At 72.0% G+C, this 18,667-nt stretch carries 13 protein-coding genes and 2 pseudogenes; 7 read left to right on the forward strand and 8 right to left on the reverse strand.

Annotated elements, in window-relative coordinates; all coding sequences use genetic code 11:
* Positions 1–82 precede the first annotated feature (82 nt).
* The 4 genes from OG289_RS17105 (at position 83) to OG289_RS17120 (ending at position 5,813) form a co-directional block, all read left to right on the forward strand.
* Positions 83–388, forward strand: coding sequence for a YtxH domain-containing protein (locus OG289_RS17105; protein ID WP_327314888.1), 306 nt, complete (start codon positions 83–85; stop codon positions 386–388).
* 174 nt (positions 389–562) lie between these two features.
* Complete coding sequence (locus tag OG289_RS17110) at positions 563–2,017, forward strand: xylulokinase (protein ID WP_327314889.1); 1,455 nt, start codon at positions 563–565, stop codon at positions 2,015–2,017.
* Positions 2,018–2,151: 134 nt separating this feature from the next.
* A complete protein-coding gene (locus OG289_RS17115) occupies positions 2,152–3,885 on the forward strand; it encodes an ABC transporter ATP-binding protein (RefSeq protein WP_327314890.1) in 1,734 nt (577 codons plus the stop codon).
* The gene (locus OG289_RS17120) at positions 3,885–5,813 is read left to right on the forward strand and encodes an ABC transporter ATP-binding protein (RefSeq protein ID WP_327314891.1); all 1,929 of its coding nucleotides are present in this window, start codon (positions 3,885–3,887) and stop codon (positions 5,811–5,813) included. Before OG289_RS17115 ends, OG289_RS17120 begins: the two co-directional genes overlap by 1 nt.
* Positions 5,814–5,952: 139 nt before the next feature.
* On the opposite strand, the gene OG289_RS17125 is transcribed toward OG289_RS17120, so the two are convergent.
* The 5 genes from OG289_RS17125 to OG289_RS17145 form a co-directional block, all read right to left on the reverse strand.
* The gene (locus OG289_RS17125; protein WP_442818909.1) at positions 5,953–7,251 is read right to left on the reverse strand and encodes an RNA polymerase sigma factor; all 1,299 of its coding nucleotides are present in this window, start codon (positions 7,249–7,251) and stop codon (positions 5,953–5,955) included.
* A gap of 102 nt (positions 7,252–7,353) precedes the next feature.
* Complete coding sequence (gene dnaG / locus OG289_RS17130) at positions 7,354–9,252, reverse strand: DNA primase (RefSeq protein WP_327314893.1); 1,899 nt, start codon at positions 9,250–9,252, stop codon at positions 7,354–7,356.
* Positions 9,253–9,292: 40 nt separating this feature from the next.
* A complete protein-coding gene (locus OG289_RS17135; protein WP_327314894.1) occupies positions 9,293–10,558 on the reverse strand; it encodes an NAD(P)/FAD-dependent oxidoreductase in 1,266 nt (421 codons plus the stop codon).
* Between the two features lie 192 nt (positions 10,559–10,750).
* A complete protein-coding gene (locus OG289_RS17140) occupies positions 10,751–12,043 on the reverse strand; it encodes a deoxyguanosinetriphosphate triphosphohydrolase (protein WP_327314895.1) in 1,293 nt (430 codons plus the stop codon).
* 69 nt (positions 12,044–12,112) lie between these two features.
* Positions 12,113–12,892 carry a sirohydrochlorin chelatase gene (locus OG289_RS17145; protein ID WP_327314896.1) on the reverse strand — a complete coding sequence of 260 codons (780 nt, stop codon included), beginning with the start codon at positions 12,890–12,892 and terminating at the stop codon, positions 12,113–12,115.
* 179 nt (positions 12,893–13,071) lie between these two features.
* Between OG289_RS17145 and OG289_RS17150 the strand changes: the two genes are divergently transcribed.
* Both OG289_RS17150 and OG289_RS17155 read left to right on the forward strand, forming a co-directional pair.
* On the forward strand, positions 13,072–13,749 hold the full coding sequence (locus tag OG289_RS17150) for a SanA/YdcF family protein (protein WP_327314897.1): 678 nt from the start codon (positions 13,072–13,074) through the stop codon (positions 13,747–13,749).
* A 111-nt stretch (positions 13,750–13,860) separates the two neighbouring features.
* Positions 13,861–16,020 (forward strand): molybdopterin oxidoreductase family protein, encoded by a 2,160-nt coding sequence (locus OG289_RS17155; RefSeq protein WP_327314898.1) that lies wholly within the window; start codon positions 13,861–13,863, stop codon positions 16,018–16,020.
* Between the two features lie 3 nt (positions 16,021–16,023).
* Here the strand turns inward: OG289_RS17155 and OG289_RS17160 are convergent.
* Positions 16,024–16,752 (reverse strand): annotated as a pseudogene (locus OG289_RS17160) (TetR/AcrR family transcriptional regulator C-terminal domain-containing protein); the annotation flags it as partial.
* Here OG289_RS17160 and OG289_RS17165 point away from each other — a divergent pair.
* Positions 16,741–17,403: pseudogene (locus tag OG289_RS17165) on the forward strand (MFS transporter); the annotation flags it as partial. The pseudogenes OG289_RS17160 and OG289_RS17165 overlap by 12 nt on opposite strands.
* 90 nt (positions 17,404–17,493) lie before the next feature.
* On the opposite strand, the gene OG289_RS17170 reads toward OG289_RS17165, so the two are convergent.
* Together OG289_RS17170 and OG289_RS17175 are read right to left on the reverse strand one after the other, a co-directional pair.
* On the reverse strand, positions 17,494–18,198 hold the full coding sequence (locus tag OG289_RS17170; RefSeq protein ID WP_327314899.1) for a DUF6215 domain-containing protein: 705 nt from the start codon (positions 18,196–18,198) through the stop codon (positions 17,494–17,496).
* Between the two features lie 99 nt (positions 18,199–18,297).
* Positions 18,298–18,522 (reverse strand): hypothetical protein, encoded by a 225-nt coding sequence (locus OG289_RS17175; protein WP_327314900.1) that lies wholly within the window; start codon positions 18,520–18,522, stop codon positions 18,298–18,300.
* Between the last annotated feature and the right edge of the window lie 145 nt (positions 18,523–18,667).

An 18,667-nucleotide genomic window follows, 5' to 3' on the forward strand; every position in this document is an offset into this window, starting at 1 on the left:
GCAAGCTGGGGGGTGCTCCGCCAATCGGTTCCCCCGGCGCCGATGTCGTGCCAGGGACCTACACGAGGGAAGGGTGGCCGTCATGCGCTACAAGCTCACGTTCGTCGTCGGGCTGGCTCTGGGTTACGTACTGGGCACGCGTGCCGGGCGCGAGCGCTACGAACAGCTGAAGAAGTCCGCGCGACAGGTCGCCCAGAACCCCGCCGTGCGCAACACCGCCGAGACCGCGGCCCAGCAGGGCCGCCAGTACGCGGGCAAGGCGTACCACGCGGTCAGCGAGAAGGTCGGCGACCACGTGCCCGAGTCGGTCGCCGGCCGGGTCCGCTCACTGAAGGAGCGCAGCGCCCACAACGGCGGTGACGACGACTGGGGCACCAGTAACACGTAGCAGCCGTCACTGCGGCACCAGGAAGAGTCACCCCCAGGGGGCGCGGGGCTGTGACATATGCGGCCGCGCCGCGCGGGCGCGACCAGCCACAACGCACCCACACCCGTAAACCGCACGCACCTCCACGGCGCCCGACGGCCAAACCCAAGCGGAGCGTGCGGCAGAATTTTCGCCATGGGGATAGTCGCCGGGTTGGACAGTTCGCCCGATTTCACTCGTATCGTCGTCTGCGACGCGGACACCGGAGCCGTGCTCCGGCAGGGATATGCGCCGCATCCGATGGAAGGCGCCGAGAGCGGTGGGCGGCCCTCCGATGTCGATCCGCAGGCCTGGCTGCTGTCCCTGGGCGAGGCCGCGGGCGGTGGGCTGCTCGAAGGTGTGCAGGCCATCGGGGTGTCCTCGCAGCAGAACGCCGTCGTGCCGCTGGACTCACAGGGCAACACCGTGCGCCCGGCGATGGTCGGCGGCGACAAGCGCGCGCAGGTCGCGGCGGCCGACCTGGTCGACGCGCTCGGCGGGCGCGAGGCGTGGGCGCAGGCGGTGGGATGCGTGCCCCAGGCGGCCCAGCCGGTGACCAAGCTGCGCTGGCTGGCAAAGAACGAGCCGGACGCCGCCGCGCGGACCGCCGTGCTGCTCCAGGCCCACGACTGGCTGGTGTGGCAGCTGCTCGGGCGGCCCGTGCGAAGGACCACCGATCGCGGTGGGGCCTCCGGGACCGGCTACTGGTCCGCCGCCACCGGCGGCTACCGTCCCGACCTCGTGGAGCTGGCGCTCGGTCACCAGACCATGCTGCCCGAGGTGATCGGGCCGTCCGACGCGGCCGGTACGACGCCGGAGGGGCTGCTGATCTCCGCCGGGACCGGCGAGACCATGGCCGCGGCCCTGGGTCTCGGGATCGGGCTCGGCGACGCGGTCGTGTCGCTGGGCGCCTCCGGGTCCGTGATGGCCGTGCACCCCGAGGCGCTCGTCGACCAGAGCGGGATGATCACCTCCCTGGCGGACGCGACCGGCATGCATCTGCCCGTCGTCACCACCCTGAACGCCGTACGGACCCTGCGGGGCGCCGCCGAGCTGGTCGGGGCGGCCGATCTGGAGGCGCTGTCGGACCTGGCGATGAAGTCGACGCCGGGGTCGCACGGGCTGGTCATGCTGCCCTACCTGGAGGGTGAGCGGACGCCGAACCTGCCGCACACCGCCGGGACGCTGGCCGGGCTGCGGCGCGAGTCCATGAAGCCCGAGCACTTCGCGCGGGCCGCCTTCGAGGGCATGCTGTGCGGGCTCGCGGACGCGCTCGACGTGCTGCGCGGCCGGGGCGTGGACGTGCGGCGGATCTTCCTGCTCGGGGCGGCGGCCGAGCTGCCGGCCGTGCAGTCGGCGGCGCCCGCGCTGTTCGGGGCGCAGGTCGTCGTACCGCAGCCGGCGGACTACGCGGCGATCGGGGCGGCCCGGCAGGCGGCGTGGGCGCTCGGCGTCTCGCAGGGCACCCTCGACCCGCGGAACCCGCCGGCCTGGCAGGGGGCGGCGGCGCAGGTTCTGGACCCGGGTGAGGAGCTGGCCGTGGGGCAGGCGGTGCGCCAGCAGTTCGTGTCGGTGCGCGAGCAGACGCATCCCGGGGCGTTTCGCGCGTGACGCTCTCCACCGAAGGCCGGAAAACCTCCGCCATCGGCTTAATCGGTTGAGGTAACGCGGGTGGAGTGGTCGACGATAGGGGCCAGGGGCAACCGAATGCCCGTGCCCCTCCCGCCGACTCCGAGAGACGTAGCGTGCTCATACGACTACTGAGGACCTACCTCAGGCCCTACCGAAAACCCATCACCCTGCTGGTGCTGCTGCAGTTCCTGCAGACCTGCGCCACCCTCTACCTGCCCACACTCAACGCCCACATCATCGACAAGGGCGTCGTCGAGGGCGACACCGGCTACATCCTGTCCTTCGGCGGCGTGATGATCGGCATCTCGCTCGCACAGGTCGTGTGCAACATCGGCGCGGTGTACTACGGCGCCAGGACCGCCGCCGCGCTCGGCCGGGACGTGCGGGCGGCCGTCTTCGACCGGGTGCAGTCCTTCTCCGCCCGCGAGATCGGCCACTTCGGCGCGCCCACGCTGATCACCCGGACGACGAACGACGTCCAGCAGATCCAGATGCTGACCCTGATGACGTTCACGCTGTTGGTGTCGGCCCCCATCATGTGCGTGGGCGGCATCGTGCTGGCGCTCGGCCTGGACGTGCCGTTGTCCGGGGTGCTGGTCGCCGTGGTGCCGACCCTGGGCATCTGCGTGACGCTGATCGTGCGCCGGCTGCGGCCGCTGTTCCGGTCCATGCAGGTGAAGTTGGACACCGTGAACCGGGTGCTGCGCGAGCAGATCAGCGGCAACCGGGTCATCCGGGCCTTCGTCCGGGACGAGTACGAGCAGCAGCGGTTCCGGAAGGCCAACGCCGACCTCACGGACATCTCGCTGAAGACCGGCAACCTGCTCGCGCTGATGTTCCCGGTGGTCATGACCACGGTGAACCTGTCGTCGATCGCGGTGGTCTGGTTCGGGGCCCACCGCATCGACAGCGGCGGCATGCAGATCGGTGATCTGACCGCCTTCCTCGCCTACCTCATGCAGATCGTCATGTCCGTGATGATGGCCACCTTCATGTTCATGATGGTGCCGCGCGCGGAGGTGTGCGCCGAGCGCATCCAGGAGGTGCTGGACACCTCTTCGTCGGTCGTGCCGCCGATGGCACCTGTCACCGAGCTGCGCCGGCACGGGCATCTGGAGATCCGGGGCGCGGGCTTCCGCTATCCCGGCGCCGAGGAGCCCGTCCTCAAGGGCGTCGAGCTGGTGGCGCTGCCCGGTGAGACGACCGCCGTGATCGGCTCGACCGGCAGCGGCAAGTCCACGCTGCTCGGGCTGGTGCCCCGGCTGTTCGACGCGACCGAGGGCGAGGTGCTCGTCGACGGGGTGGCCGTCGCCGAGGTCGACCCGGTGCTGCTGGCGAAGACCGTCGGACTCGTGCCGCAGAAGCCGTACCTGTTCGCGGGCACGGTCGCCACCAACCTGCGCTACGGCAATCCGGACGCCACGGACGAGGAGTTGTGGCACGCGCTGGAGGTGGCGCAGGCCAAGGACTTCGTGAGCAAGCTGGAGAACGGGCTGGACTCCCCCATCGCGCAGGGCGGCACGAACGTCTCCGGTGGTCAGCGGCAGCGGCTCGCGATCGCCCGTACGCTCGTGCAGCGGCCGGAGATCTACCTCTTCGACGACTCCTTCTCCGCCCTCGACTACGCCACCGACGCGGCACTGCGGGCGGCGCTCGGGCGGGAGACCGCCGAGGCGACCGTCGTGATCGTCGCCCAGCGGGTGGCGACCATCCGCGACGCCGACCGGATCATCGTCCTCGACGAGGGCCGGGTCGTCGGCACGGGCACGCACCGCGAGCTCATGGCGGACAACGAGACCTATCGGGAGATCGTGCTCTCCCAGCTCACGGAAGCGGAGGCAGCCTGATGGCCGGGCCCATGGGGCGCATGATGGCGGGCACCGGTCCCGAGAACCGCTCGCTGGACTTCAAGGTGTCCGGCAAACGGCTGCTCGGCCACTTCAGGCCGGAGCGGCTCACCCTCTACGCGATGCTGGTCTGCGTGGTGCTGAGCGTCGGCCTCAACGTGGTCGGGCCGAAGATCCTCGGCAAGGCCACCGACCTGGTCTTCGCGGGCATCATCGGACGGCAGATGCCGGCCGGGGCGAGCAAGGAGCAGGTCCTCGACTCGATGCGGGAGCGCGGCGAGGGCAGCGTCGCGGACATGCTCAGGAGCACGGACTTCACGCCCGGCAAGGGCATCGACTTCGGCGAGGTCGGTGAGGTCCTGCTGTTCGCGCTCGGCGTGTTCCTCGTCGCCGGTCTGCTGATGGCGGTGGCGACGCGCCTGGTCAACAAGGCCGTCAACCGCACGATGTTCCGGATGCGCGAGGACGTGCAGACGAAGCTGTCGCGGCTGCCGCTGTCGTACTTCGACAAGCGCCAGCGCGGTGAGGTGCTCTCCCGTGCGACGAACGACATCGACAACATCGGGCAGACGCTCCAGCAGTCGATGGGCCAGCTCATCAACTCGCTGCTGACCATCATCGGCGTGCTGGCGATGATGTTCTGGGTGTCGTGGCTGCTCGCGCTGGTCGCGCTGGTGACCGTGCCGCTGTCGTTCGTCGTCGCCACGCGGGTGGGCAAGCGGTCGCAGCCGCACTTCGTGCAGCAGTGGCGCACCACCGGCAAGCTCAACGCGCACATCGAGGAGATGTACACCGGCCACACGCTGGTGAAGGTGTTCGGCCGCCAGGAGGAGTCGGCCGGGCAGTTCGCCGAGCAGAACGAGGCGCTGTACGAGGCCGGGTTCAAGGCGCAGTTCAACAGCGGTGTCATGCAGCCGCTGATGATGTTCGTGTCGAACATCAACTACGTCCTGGTGGCGGTGGTGGGCGGCCTGCGCGTCGCGTCGGGCGCCCTCTCCATCGGTGACGTGCAGGCGTTCATCCAGTACTCGCGCCAGTTCTCGATGCCGCTGACGCAGGTCGCGTCGATGGCGAACCTGGTGCAGTCGGGCGTCGCCTCGGCCGAGCGGATCTTCGAACTCCTGGACGCGGAGGAGCAGGAGGCGGATCCGGTGGCGGCCGAGCGGCCCGCGGAGCTGCGCGGACGGGTGGCGCTGGAGGGCGTGTCCTTCCGGTACGACCCGCAGAAGCCGCTGATCGAGGACCTGTCGCTGACGGTGGAGCCCGGCCACACGGTCGCCATCGTCGGCCCGACGGGCGCCGGCAAGACGACGCTGGTGAACCTGCTCATGCGGTTCTACGACGTCTCCGGCGGGCGCATCACCCTCGACGGCGTCGACGTCGGGCGGATGTCCCGCGACGAACTGCGCGCCGGGATCGGCATGGTGCTCCAGGACACCTGGCTGTTCGGCGGCACCATCGCGGAGAACATCGCGTACGGGGCGTCGCGGGAGGTCACCCGCGGCGAGATCGAGGAGGCGGCACGGGCGGCGCACGCCGACCGGTTCGTCCGCACCCTCCCCGACGGCTACGACACCGTGATCGACGACGAGGGCAGCGGGGTCAGCGCCGGTGAGAAGCAGCTGATCACCATCGCGCGGGCGTTCCTGTCCGACCCGACGATCCTGGTGCTCGACGAGGCCACCAGCTCCGTCGACACCCGCACCGAGGTGCTGATCCAGAAGGCGATGGCGAAACTGGCCCACGGGCGTACGTCCTTCGTCATCGCGCACCGGCTGTCGACCATCCGGGACGCCGACACGATCCTGGTGATGGAGAACGGCTCGATCGTCGAGCAGGGCGCCCATGCCGAGCTGCTCGCGGCCGACGGCGCGTACGCGCGGCTGTACAAGGCGCAGTTCGCGCAGGCGGTCGCGGAGGTCGACTGAGCGGCGCCCTGGGCCGGCGCGGGCGGGTGGGGGCACTCGCCCGCGCCGGGTGCCGCTCTCTTCGGCCCGGGGGCGGCCTGGGGCCCCCAGGCCCTTGAGGCGGGCTCTGGGGGGGAAAGCACGACCGCCCGCGGCCGCGTCAGTCGAGATAGCCGCGCAGCTGGTCCGCGAAGGCGTGGTCGCGGAGTTTGTTGAGGGTCTTCGACTCGATCTGCCGTATCCGCTCGCGCGTCACGCCGAAGATCCGGCCGATCTCCTCCAGCGTGCGCGGCCGGCCGTCCGCCAGGCCGTAGCGCAGCTGTACGACCTTCCGCTCGCGTTCGCCGAGCGTGGAGAGCACGGCCTCCAGGTGCTCGCGCAGCAGCAGGAAGGCCGCCGACTCGACGGGGCTGGCCGCGTCGCCGTCCTCGATGAGGTCGCCGAGGGCCACGTCGTCCTCCTCGCCCACCGGGGCGTGCAGGGAGACCGGCTCCTGGGCCAGGCGCAGCACCTCGCCGACGCGCTCGGGCGGCAGGTCCAGCTGGGCGGCGACCTCGTCGGGGGTCGGCTCGTAGCCGCGTTCCTGGAGCATGCGGCGCTGGACGCGGACGACCCGGTTGATGAGCTCGACGACATGGACCGGGACGCGGATGGTGCGTGCCTGGTCGGCCAGCGCCCGGGACATGGCCTGGCGGATCCACCAGGTGGCGTACGTGGAGAACTTGTAGCCGCGGGCGTAGTCGAACTTCTCGACCGCACGGATCAGGCCGAGGTTGCCCTCCTGGACGAGGTCGAGCATCGTGAGCCCGCGCCCGATGTACCTCTTGGCGACGGAGACCACGAGCCGCAGGTTGGCCTCGATCAGCCGGCGCTTGGCCATCCGGCCCATGACGACCAGCCGGTCCAGGTCGAGGGCGAGTTCGCTGTCCAGGTCGGGCGTGCTGCTGAGCTTCTCCTCGGCGAACAGGCCCGCCTCCACGCGACGCGCCAGCTCGACCTCCTCGGCCGCGGTGAGCAGCGGGATCCGGCCGATCTCGCGCAGGTACTGGCGGAACAGGTCCGAGGAGGGGCCGCTGTTGTCCACGGCGCGGGCGCGGGGCGGTACGACGGGCTCGGGCTCCGGCCCGTCCTCGAGAACCTCGGCGGGCGGATCGGCGGGCTCCGCCTCCGTCTCCGCCTCCGTCTCCGCCTCCGTCTCCGGGTGGTGCGCGGCACGGTTCTGCGGCGGGACCGCGACGAGGACGTCCCTCTCGGCGTCCGCTTCCGTGCCGTCGGTCGTGCCGGCCGTGCCGGCCGTACTGTCGGCGGTGCTGTCGGTGTGGCTCAGGGTCTGGGTCTGCACGGGGGCGACCTCCAGGATGATCGCTGCTGAGGTGAGCAGCAGCGGTACTTCGGGGGCGGAGTCGGCGGCCAGGCCGCTGTCCGTCCGGGATCGGCCGCGCTCCGAGGACTCAGGCACCGCAACCCAGTGTGGAGTACGACACATCGCCGCCACGAGGGGCGTGCGGTGACTTTTTGAGTCCGGTCCGTGACCGCGTGGTGACCGTGCCGGGGCGCGGGCTCAGAGAGCGGACGGACCCTCGTGCTGGAGTGCCCTGTCGTACCTGGTCAGGATCATCATCTCGTTCTGGACGGCGGCCGCCTGGGCCGGGTCCGTGTGGCCGAGGCGGGTCAGCGTGCTCTGCAGATCGGTGAGCCGGCGCGTCACGGCCCTGCGGCGGACGGTCACGAGCTGCTCGCCCGCGTAGTTCTCGTCGACCGTGCGGCGCATGATCGCCTCGACCGCGAGCTCGGTCACCATCGCGCGGACCGTGTCGTCGGGCGCGGCCTCCCGGACCCGTACGAGGTACTCCTGGCCGTCCTGCATGCCCCACTCGGCGCCGCCCGCGTCCTGGATCGCCTGGCGTACGGCGGCGTAGGGGGCGGCGGTGAACTCGTCGACGCCGTACGCGTCGAAGGCCGGGGCGACCAGTTCGGGGCGCTGGAGGGCGAGTTTGAGCAGCTCGCGTTCGGTGGCGTAGACCGCGTTGCGCAGGTTGAGGGCGGGGCCGCCGGCGGTGGGCCGGGGGGCGGCGTCGTACGGCTGGGAACCGCCGCGGGCCGGCGCGGGGCCCTTGCCGCCCCGGTCGCGGGCCCAACGGGCCAGCTGGGCGACCCTCTTGACGACGAACTGGGTGTCCAGGATGCCGAGCATGCCGGCGAGCTGGACGGCGACCTCGTGCTGGGCGCCGCTGTTCTTGATGCGGGCGACGATGGGCGCCGCCTCGTCCAGCGCGGCGGCGCGGCCCGCCGGGGTGTCGAGGTCGTAGCGGACGACGATCTGGCGCAGCGCGAACTCGAAGAGCGGGGTGCGGGGTTCGACCAGGTCGGCGACCGCCTCGTCGCCCTTGGCGAGACGCAGGTCGCAGGGGTCCATGTTGTCGGGGGCGATGGCGATGTACGTCTCGGCGGCGAACTTCTGGTCGTCCTCGAAGGCACGCAGGGCAGCCTTCTGGCCGGCCGCGTCGCCGTCGAAGGTGAAGATGACGCGGGCCGATCCGTTGTCCATCAGCAGCCGGCGGAGGATCTTGATGTGGTCGCCGCCGAAGGCGGTGCCGCAGGTGGCGATGGCCGTCGTCACCCCAGCGAGGTGGCAGGCCATCACGTCGGTGTAACCCTCGACGACGACGGCCCGGCTGGTCTTGGCGATGTGCTGCTTGGCGAGGTCGATGCCGTACAGGACCTGGGACTTGCGGTAGATCGCCGTGTCGGGGGTGTTGAGGTACTTGGGCCCGTTGTCGGCCTCGTAGAGCTTGCGGGCGCCGAACCCGACGACTTCCCCTCCGATGTCGCGGATGGGCCACATCAGCCGGCCACGGAAGCGGTCGATGGGCCCGCGACGGCCCTCCTGGGAGAGCCCGGAGAGGAGCAGTTCCTTGTCGGTGAAGCCCTTGCCGCGCAGGAAGCGGGTGAGGTGGTCCCAGCCCTGGGGGCTGTAGCCGACGCCGAAGTGGACGGCGGCGGCCTGGTCGAAGCCGCGGTCGGCGAGGAAGATCCGGCCGGTGTCGGCCTCGGGGCTGGTGGCGAGCTGTTCCGCGTACCACTCGGCGGCGATCTTGTGGGCCTCGACCAGACGGATGCGTTCGCCGCGCTGGTGGGAGGGGTTGTAGCCGCCCTCCTCGTAGCGCAGCGTGATGCCGGCCTGGGCGGCGAGGCGCTCGACGACCTCGGAGAAGGTGAGGTGGTCGACCTTCATCACGAACGTGATGGTGTCGCCGCCCTCCTGGCAGCCGAAGCAGTGGAAGAGCCCCTTGCTCGGGCTGACCTGGAAGGACGGCGACTTCTCGTCGTGGAACGGGCACAGCCCCTTGAGGTTGCCGCCGCCCGCGTTGCGCAGCTGGAGGTACTCGGACACCACGGCGTCGATCGGGACCGCGTCCCGTACCGCCTTCACGTCCTCGTCGTTGATCCGTCCTGCCACGCAGTGATTCTACGGGGCAGGGCCGACACTCCTGAGGCGCCTAGGGAGCCAGGTCCTCCAGTGGGACGTGGGGGTCGGCCAGCGCCTCCGTGTTCACGGGGGTTCTCGACATGATCAGCTTCTGGATCGGCTCTGTGACGTCCCACACGTTCACGTTCATGCCGGCCAGGACGCGGCCCTCCTTGACCCAGAACGCGATGAACTCCCGCTTGCCGGCGTCGCCCCGGATCACCACCTCGTCGTACGTCCCCGGTGGGGCCCAGCCGCTGTACTCCATGCCCAGGTCGTACTGGTCGGAGAAGAAGTAGGGCACGCGGTCGTAGGTGACGTCCTTGCCGAGCATCGCGCGGGCGGCGGCCGGACCGCCGTTCAGCGCGTTGGCCCAGTGCTCCACCCGCAGCCGGGTGTCGAAGAGGCCGTGCGGGAAGGACGCGACGTCGCCGGCGGCGTAAATGTCGGGGTCGGAGGTGCGCAGCTGGGCGTCCACCGCGATCCCGCCGCCGTGGGCGCGGTCGGCGAGGGTGAGGCCGGCCGCCTCCGCGAGGCTCGTCCGGGGGGCCGCGCCGATCGCCGCGAGGACGTCGTGCGCCGGATGCTCCTCGCCGTCGTCGGTGCGGGCGGCGAGGACCATGCCGTCCTGGCCGACGATCTCGGTGAGCCGGGCGCCGAAGTGGAAGCGGACGCCGTGCTCGCGGTGCAGGTCGGCGAAGAGGCCGCCCAGCTCCGGGCCGAGCACTCCGTGCAGCGGGGTCGGCTCCGGTTCGACGACGGTGACCTCGGCGCCGTACTCGCGGGCCGCCGCCGCGATCTCCAGGCCGATCCAGCCGCCGCCGGCGATCACGATGTGGCCGTTGTCCCGGCCGAGGGCGGCCAGGACTCCCTTGAGCCGCTCGGCGTGCGCGAGCCGGCGCAGGTGGTGCACGCCCGCGAGGTCGGTGCCGGGGATGTCCAGCCGGCGCGGCTCGGCGCCGGTGGCCAGGAGCAGCTTGTCGTAGTGGACGAGTGTGCCGTCGTCACCGAAGCGGACCGTCTTCGCGGTGCGGTCGATCGCGTCGACGGTCTGGCCCAGGTGCAGCTCGATGTCGTTCTGCGCGTACCAGGCGGGCTCGTGCACGAAGACGCTCTCGCGCGACTCCTTGCCGAGCAGGTAGCCCTTGGAGAGCGGCGGGCGCTCGTAGGGGTGGTCGCGCTCGTCGCAGATCAGTATCACGCGGCCGGTGAAGCCCTCCGCCCTCAGCGTCTCGGCCGCCTTCGCGCCGGCCAGGCCTCCTCCGACGATGACAAATGTCTGATCCGCGTCGACCACGTGATGCCTCCTCGTAAGCGTGCCGCCACATGCGAGCGTCCCGCACGCAGCGTGATGGGGGAAGGGGGACGTGCCCGATCAGGGCATGCCAGGCCGCGTTCGGGCCCGTTTGGGCGCACCGCGTGCGGATGCGTGCGGCGGGGTGCGCCCTTGCCGGGGGCTCCTGACAGGGACTCCCGACAAGGGCTCTTGTCAGGGTCTCGTCTGCCCCGTCAGGCGGGTGTGAAGCGAGCGGGCCGAGGCGTCGGTGAGGGAGGCGATCTGGTCGACGACGACGCGCTTGCGGGCGCGGTCGTCGGGGGCCCGGTCGAACAGCGCCCGGAACTGGGGGTCGAGGCCGTCCGGAGCGCGGGCGGTGAGCGCCTCGGCGAGCTCGCTGATGACGACACGCTGGTCGGCGCGCAGGCGTTCCTGTTCGGCGCGCTGCATGACGTACCGGTCGGCGACCGCCTTGAGGACCGCGCACTCCAGGCGTGCCTCGTGCGGGACGACGAGTTCGGCGCCGTAACGGGTGAGGCGGCCCGTGCCTCCCCCAGTGCCTGAACGGCCTGGGAGGTACCCCCATCGGATACGCGTGGCGGCCTCGGCGGCCAGGCAGAAACGGCCGATGAGCTGGCTGGTGGCGTCCTTCAGGCCGGCCTGGGCGACCGCCGTGCCGTCGTAGCCGTGCGGCCACCACTCCTGGTCGAGGAGACGGTCGAGGGCGGCGGAGAGTTCGGCCGGGTCGGTGCCGGCCGGAACATAGCGGCCGACGGCGACCCGGAAGATCTCCTGGCGTTCCGGTTCGGCGTGCAGGCAGTCGGGGTCGATGTGCCCCGCGTGCAGGCCGTCCTCCACGTCGTGCACCGAGTAGGCCACGTCGTCCGCCCAGTCCATGACCTGCGCCTCGAAGCAGGTGCGCGTGCCGGGGGCCTCCTTGCGGACCCAGTCGAAGACGGGCCGGTCGTCCTCGTAGACGCCGAACTTGGGGGACGCGGGGTCGGTGGGGTGGGCGCCCCGGGGCCAGGGGTACTTCGTGGCGGCGTCGAGGGTGGCCCGGGTGAGGTTGAGGCCGACGGACCCTTCGTCGGTGAAGCGCTTGGGCTCGATGCGGGTGAGGAGGCGCAGTGACTGGGCGTTGCCCTCGAAGCCGCCGCAGTCCCGCGCGAAGTCGTTCAGGGCCTGTTCGCCGTTGTGGCCGAACGGGGGGTGCCCCAGGTCGTGCGAGAGGCAGGCCGCCTCGACCAGGTCGGGGTCGCAGCCCAGGGCCGCGCCGAGTTCACGGCCCACCTGGGCGCACTCCAGGGAGTGCGTGAGGCGGGTGCGGGGGGTGGCGTCCCATGCCTCGGTGCGCTCTCCCGGTGTGACCACCTGGGTCTTGCCCGCGAGTCTTCTGAGCGCCGAGGAGTGCAGGACGCGTGCGCGGTCTCGTTGGAAGGCGGTGCGGCCGGGGCGTTTGTCGGGTTCGTGCGCCCAACGTTCGGTTGACGGCGGGTCATAGGGCATGTTTCGACAGTAGGCGGCGGTAGTGACAATTGGGTGCCTACTTGTCTGCCGGGTTGCCCCGCGCCCCTTTCAGGCCGCGTTGCTCTTGGCCCCTGATGCGAGTGCCTGGTCGTAACGGTGGAGCAGCAGGTCGGCAATCGCCGGGTGGGTGCCCAGTGGCGCCGACGCGATCCAGGGAGCGGCCTGCGCGCACTCCGTCGCGAAGCGGCCGGGAGCGGTGAAGTAGGACGCCACCGCCACCCTCTCCCGGCCCCGCGCCGCCAGCGCGCGCAGCGCCGTGGGGACCGACGGGGTCGCCGTGGACGCGTACGCGGGGATCACCGGGACGCCCAGGCGGCGCGCCAGGAGGTGGGCGGTGCGGCGGGTGTCGACGGCCGAGTCCGGGTCACGGGAGCCCGCCGCCGCGAGGACCACCGCGCTCGCCCGGCGCTCCGTCTCCGTCATGTCCGTGCGCCAGCCGGCCTCGACCAGACGGGTGTGGAGAGTGTCCACCAGCAGGGGGTGCGGGCCCAGCGGGGCCGCCACCCGCGTGCGGACCCGCGCCTTCGCCGCCATCTCGGGGATGTCCCGCTTGACGTGGTAGCCGCGGGCCAGCAGCAGGGGGACCAGCACGGCGTCCGTCGTGTCGTGGGCGTCGAGGTCGGCGAGCGTGTCCGTCAGCAGGGGCTCGTTGAGCTCGATGTGGCCGAGGTGCACCGGCACGCCGGGGCGCTGCTCGCGGACGCGGTCCAGGAGTGTGCGGACGGTGCTCAGGGCGCGCGGGTCGCGGCTGCCGTGGGCGACGACGACCAGTGCGGGCGGGCCGGGACGCCGACGGCCGTCGAGGTGGACGAGGCTTGGCTGGCTCATGCACCGATCCTGACGGACCGAGGTTGCACCCCCGTTGCCTGACCGTCACGAGTTCTTTCCGGGCGTTCACCGCGTGCGGGGCGACGATGTGAGATGCCGCTCGAACGCGGGAGCGAACCGGATCGCCGTCCGCTGCGTCTTCCCAGGCCGAAGGGGCTGTCGACCCGGGGGGACACCGTATGAACATCCGTCGACCGCGGCTGCCGCGCACCCGTGCGGGGCGGCGCCGGCTGGCGCAGGCCGTGATGGCGGGGTGTGTGCTGGCGCTGCTGCCGGCGACCTGGCTGTACGTGTCCACGGCCGACCGGCTCGGTACGACGGCCGACGCGCCGCGCGCGGAGGTCGCCGTCGTGTTCGGCGCGGGCCTGTGGGACGGCGAGCCGTCGCCGTATCTCGCGCACCGGCTGGACGCGGCGGCCACGCTGTACCGGGAGGGCCGTATCAAGGTCGTGCTCGTGACGGGTGACAACAGCCGCAAGGACTACGACGAGCCCGACGCGATGCGCGCGTACCTGACGAAGCACGGGGTGCCCGACGCGCGGATCGTCAGCGACTACGCCGGTTTCGACACCTGGGACTCCTGCGTCCGCGCCAAGAAGATCTTCGGGGTCGACCGGGCCGTACTGATCAGCCAGGGGTTCCACATCCGGCGTGCCGTCGCCCTGTGCGAGGCGGCGGGGGTGGACTCGTACGGGGTCGGGGTCGATGCCAAACATGACGTGACCTGGTACTACGGGGGCGCCCGGGAGGTCTTCGCGGCCGGCAAGGCGGCCCTGGACGCGGTGTTCGAGCCGGACCCCCGGTTCCTCGGGCCGAAGGAACCCGGGGTGACGAGGGCGCTGGCCGACGGCCGGTAGCGAACGGGGCGGGCGCCTCACGGCGGGTCCGGGCCGGCCGGGAGGGCACCACCACACCGCCGTAACAGGAGATCGCACGGCGCGTAACACGGCCGACGCACGCTGAGGCGTATGCGGACCACCTCGACACCCACCCACTGCCCGTACTGCGCCCTGCAGTGCGGGATGGCCCTGTCGCCCCTGCCCACGGGTGGTGTCGAGGTGGTCGAGCGCGCGGACTTCCCGGTGAACCGGGGCGCGCTGTGCGGCAAGGGCCGTACGGCGCCGGAGGTGCTCTCCTCCCGAGTGCGGCTGACCTCCCCGTTGGTGCGGTCCGGCGACTCGCTCGTGCCGGCCACCTGGGACGAGGCGCTCGACCGGATCGCCGGGGAGCTGGCGCGGGTGCGCGCGGAGCACGGCGCCGACGCGCTCGGCGTGTTCGGCGGGGGCGGGCTGACGAACGAGAAGGCGTACACGCTCGGCAAGTTCGCGCGGGTCGTGCTCGGCACCTCGCAGATCGACTACAACGGGCGTTTCTGCATGTCGTCCGCGGCGGCGGCCGGCATCAAGGCGTTCGGGCTCGACCGGGGGCTGCCCTTCCCGCTGGAGGACATCCCGAAGACGGGGTGCGTGATCCTGGTCGGGTCCAACCTCGCGGAGACCATGCCTCCCTCGCTTCGGTTCTTCAACGAACTGCGCGAGAACGGCGGCACGTTGATCGTGATCGACCCGCGCCGGACCAAGACCGCCGAGCAGGCCGACCTGCATCTCGCGCCCCGGCCGGGGACGGATCTCGCCCTCGCCCTCGGCCTGTTGCACCTGATCGTCGCCGAGGGGCGGGTCGACGAGGAGTACGTGCGGGAGCGGACCGTCGGCTGGGAGGACGCACGGGCGGCGGCCATGGCGCACTGGCCGGAGTACGTGGAGCGGATCACGGGGGTGTCCGTTCCTGAACTCCGGGAAACAGTGCGGCTGTTCTGCGAGCCCGAGGCCGCGATGGTGCTCACCGCGCGCGGGCCCGAGCAGCAGTCCAAGGGGACCGACACGGTCGGCGCGTGGATCAACCTGTGCCTGGCGACGGGCCGGGCGGGGCGCCCGCTCAGCGGCTACGGCTGCCTGACCGGGCAGGGCAACGGGCAGGGCGGGCGCGAGCACGGCCAGAAGGCCGACCAGCTGCCCGGCTACCGCAAGCTGGACGACCCGGCGGCCCGGGCGCACGTGGCCGAGGTGTGGGGCATCGACCCCGACTCCCTGCCCGGGCCGGGGCGCAGCGCCTACGAGCTGCTGGACGCGCTGGGTACGGACATCCGCTCGCTGCTGCTGATGGGGTCGAACCCGGTGGTGTCGGCGCCGCGCGCGGCGCACGTCGAGGAGCGCATCAAGTCCCTCGACTTCCTCGCCGTGTGCGACGTCGTCCTGTCGGAGACGGCCGCCCTCGCGGACGTCGTCCTGCCGGTCACCCAGTGGGCGGAGGAGACGGGGACGACGACCAACCTGGAGGGGCGGGTGCTGCTGCGACGCCAGGCGATCACCGCTCCGGAAGGCGTGCGCAGCGACCTGGAGGTGCTGCACGAGCTGGCGGCACGACTGGGCGTCGAGAAGGGCTTCCCGACCGAGCCCGAGGAGGTCTTCGAGGAGCTCCGGCGGGCCAGCGCGGGCGGCATCGCGGACTACTCCGGGATCAGCTACGAGCGGCTGGCGCAGGGAGCGGGCGAAGGGGTGTTCTGGCCCTGCCCGGCGGAGGACGTGCGGAACGGGGAGGACGGGGACGAGGCCGAGGAGAAGCCGTCCGGCACGCCCCGGCTCTTCCTCGACCGGTTCGCCACGCCGGACGGCCGGGCCCGGTTCGTGCCGGTCTCGCACCGGCCGGCCGCCGAGGAGCCGGACGACGACTACCCCGTACTGCTCACCACCGGACGGGTCGTGGCGCAGTACCAGTCCGGCGCCCAGACCCGGCGCGTGGACGAGCTGAACGCCGCCGCGCCCGGCCCGTTCGTCGAGCTGCACCCCCGGCTGGCGGCGCGGCTCGGGGCGGCCGAGGGCGACCCGCTGGCGGTCGTGTCCCGCCGGGGGCGGGCCGTCGCACCCGCCCGCATCACCACCGGAATCCGCCCGGACACGGTCTTCATGCCGTTCCACTGGCCGGGCGAGGGCCGCGCCAACACCCTCACCAACCCGGCCCTCGACCCGACCTCACGCATGCCGGAGTTCAAGGTGTGCGCGGTACGGGTGGAGAAGGCGGCGCTCCAGGACCGCTCCAGGACCGCTCCAGGCCCCCTCCAGGCCCTCTAGGACGCCTCGCGAGGCCAGGCGCAGGGCCAGGCCGTCCAGGACGACCTCCAGGCCGTAGGTGAACTTGCCCTCGCGGAGCGCCACCGGGTCCGTCGCCTCGGCAGCGCTCGCGGCGTACTCGCCCGCGAGGTGGTCGTAGGGGGCGGCGGCCTGCTGGGCGGCGGGCATCAGACGGGCGATGAAGTCGGCCTCGGTCTCGCCGGAGCGGGCGACCGTGGTGAGCCAGGCCGCCTCGGTGGTGCTCACGCCGATGACGTAACTGAGCAGCGGCTCGATCGCGCGGCCCGGCTCCTCGAAGCCGGCGGCCGTGAACAGGGCGGCCAGGCTCTCGGAGAAGGCCATCAGGTTGGCGCCGAGGTAGGCGAGGCCGGCCTGACCGAGGACCGAGGGCAGCCAGGGGTGCCGTAGCGCCGTCGTACGGAACGAGCCCGCCGCCTCGGTGACGGCGGCGCGCCAGTCGGGGCCGTCGGCGGGCGGGACGTGGATCTCGGCGGCGACCTCGTCCACGGCCAGCTCCATCAGCTCGTCCTTGGTGGCGACGTGCCGGTAGAGGGAGGTCGCGCCGGCGTTCAGGCGCGCGCCCAGCTTGCGCATGCTCAGCGCCTCGATGCCCTCGGCGTCCAGCATCGTGACCGCCTCGCGGACGATCGCGTCCCGGCTGAGCGCGGGCTGGTCGGGCTCGCGCTTCTGCCGGGTCCAGACGGACGGGACGGGCGGCAGGTCCTCACCCAGTACCTGCAGTTCGTCCTCGGCTACTCCCCCGTCAAGGCGGGCCTCGCCTTCCTGCCGCTCGCCCTCGCCGCGCTGATCGGCAACGGCATGGGCGTGAAGGTGGCGGCGAAGATCGGCAACCGGTTCGTCGTCCTCTCCGGCATGCTCGTGATGGCCGCCTGCTTCGCCCTGCTGACGACGGTCGACGCCGACTCGGGCTTCACCGTCCCGGCGATCGCCCTCGGGCTGCTCGGCCTCGGCGCGGGGCTCGCGATGCCGGCCGCCGTCGGCGCGCTGATGGGCACCATCCCCGCGGACAAGGCGGGCGTCGGCTCGGCCCTCAACGACACGATCCAGCAGGCCGGCACGGCTCTCGGCATCGCGATCCTCGGCTCCCTGCTGACCAGCGGCTACGCCGCCGAGATGCCGGCCGACGCCCCCGAGGCGGCCCGGCAGTCCATCGGCGGGGCGCTGGCGGTGGCCGGCGAGGACCAGGGCCTGGCCCGGGCGGCCCGCGAGGCCTTCACCGCCTCGATGACGACGACCTTCACGGTCAGCGCGATCGGCGTCCTGGCGGCGGCGATCCTGGCCACCCTGGTCATGCGGGACCGCAAGCCGGAACAGCCGATAACCGAGGCCCGGGTGGAGGAGCGGGAGCTGGTCACCTCCTGACCGACTCGACTCCGTACGGCGAAGGCCGGCACCCCGCGGGGTGCCGGCCTTCGGCGTGGTCAGTGACGTACGCCCCTGCCGGGCCGGCCGTCAGCGGGCGGCCGCCCAGCCCGGGACCGTGGGCAGCACCTTCTGCGCGATGCGCAGCAGTGCCGCGTCGTCCGGCCGCACGCTGTCCTGGCGCCAGATGGCGAGTTCGTAGGAACCGCCGCCGTCCTTGCTGTCCGGGGCGACGACCAGGGTGCGGGCGATGCCGCCGGGCCCGGTTTCGGACTTGCCGCCGCCGAGGTTGAACTGGATGGAGAACGTCTGGCCCGAGTAGAGCACCGCGGGGTGGCCCAGGATCGTCTTCTTCTCCGCCTCGTTCAGCAGGTCCTCCATCCCGGCGATCGGGAGGTCGTCGTAGGACCGCGAGAGCTTCACGGTGTAGGTGTCCAGCTGGACGGTCCCCTCAGGCGTCGGAATCTCGGTGCCGCCCGCCATCTCGACCGAGCCGTCACTGCCGTAGGCCGTCAGCGCGTGCTCCTGCGGCGTACCGGCGAGCGTCGGCAGGTCCGCACGGTTCAGCGCCGTGCACAACTGCGTCCCGGAGATGCGGTGCGCCGCCCTCGCGGCCTTGTCGGCCTTCTCATCCTTGTCGTCGACCGAACAGGTCGCCGGCTTGTCGGCGGCCTTGGCATCGTTCTTCTGGATCACGAACAGCCCGCCCCCGAGCGCCCCGACCACGACCAGCGCCGCGATGGCCTGAGCCCACGCGTTCGGGCCCTTCTCGGGCGCGCCAACTTCCTCGACCATGTCCCCCATGTCCCCTGTTACTCCCGGTACCCCCTGCTCGCGCCGGATGCGCGCTGGGGGAGCGTAACGGGTGATCCAGCCACGGGGAAGCAAGTTTCCTCACCAGTAGGTAACGTCCAGCACCCGCGCGCAGTGCGGGTCCCCGCCGTCCGCCGCCATCCGCTCCCCCTCCCCTTCGAGCAGCGAGGGCAGCGCCGCGATCAGCGCGGTGAGCGCCCCGGTCGTCCGGACGTCGGCGGCGGTGACACCGGGGAGTGGAACGCGCCGGCGCTCCGGGGCAGAAGCGGGGCGGGACCATCGGCAGGGCATCACGGACCAGGGCACCGTGGGGATCGTCCACGTCCACTCTGCGCCGGCGATGTGCCGCGTCCTCGTCAGTCCTCTGTACGCCCGCCGGTGTACGCCCGCCGGCGGGCCCGCTCCTGGCGGGCGTTGGAACGGCGCCCGGAAGTACTGGAGACGCCGCAGG

The sequence above is a fragment of the Streptomyces sp. NBC_01235 genome, from assembly GCF_035989285.1.
Taxonomy (GTDB): domain Bacteria; phylum Actinomycetota; class Actinomycetes; order Streptomycetales; family Streptomycetaceae; genus Streptomyces.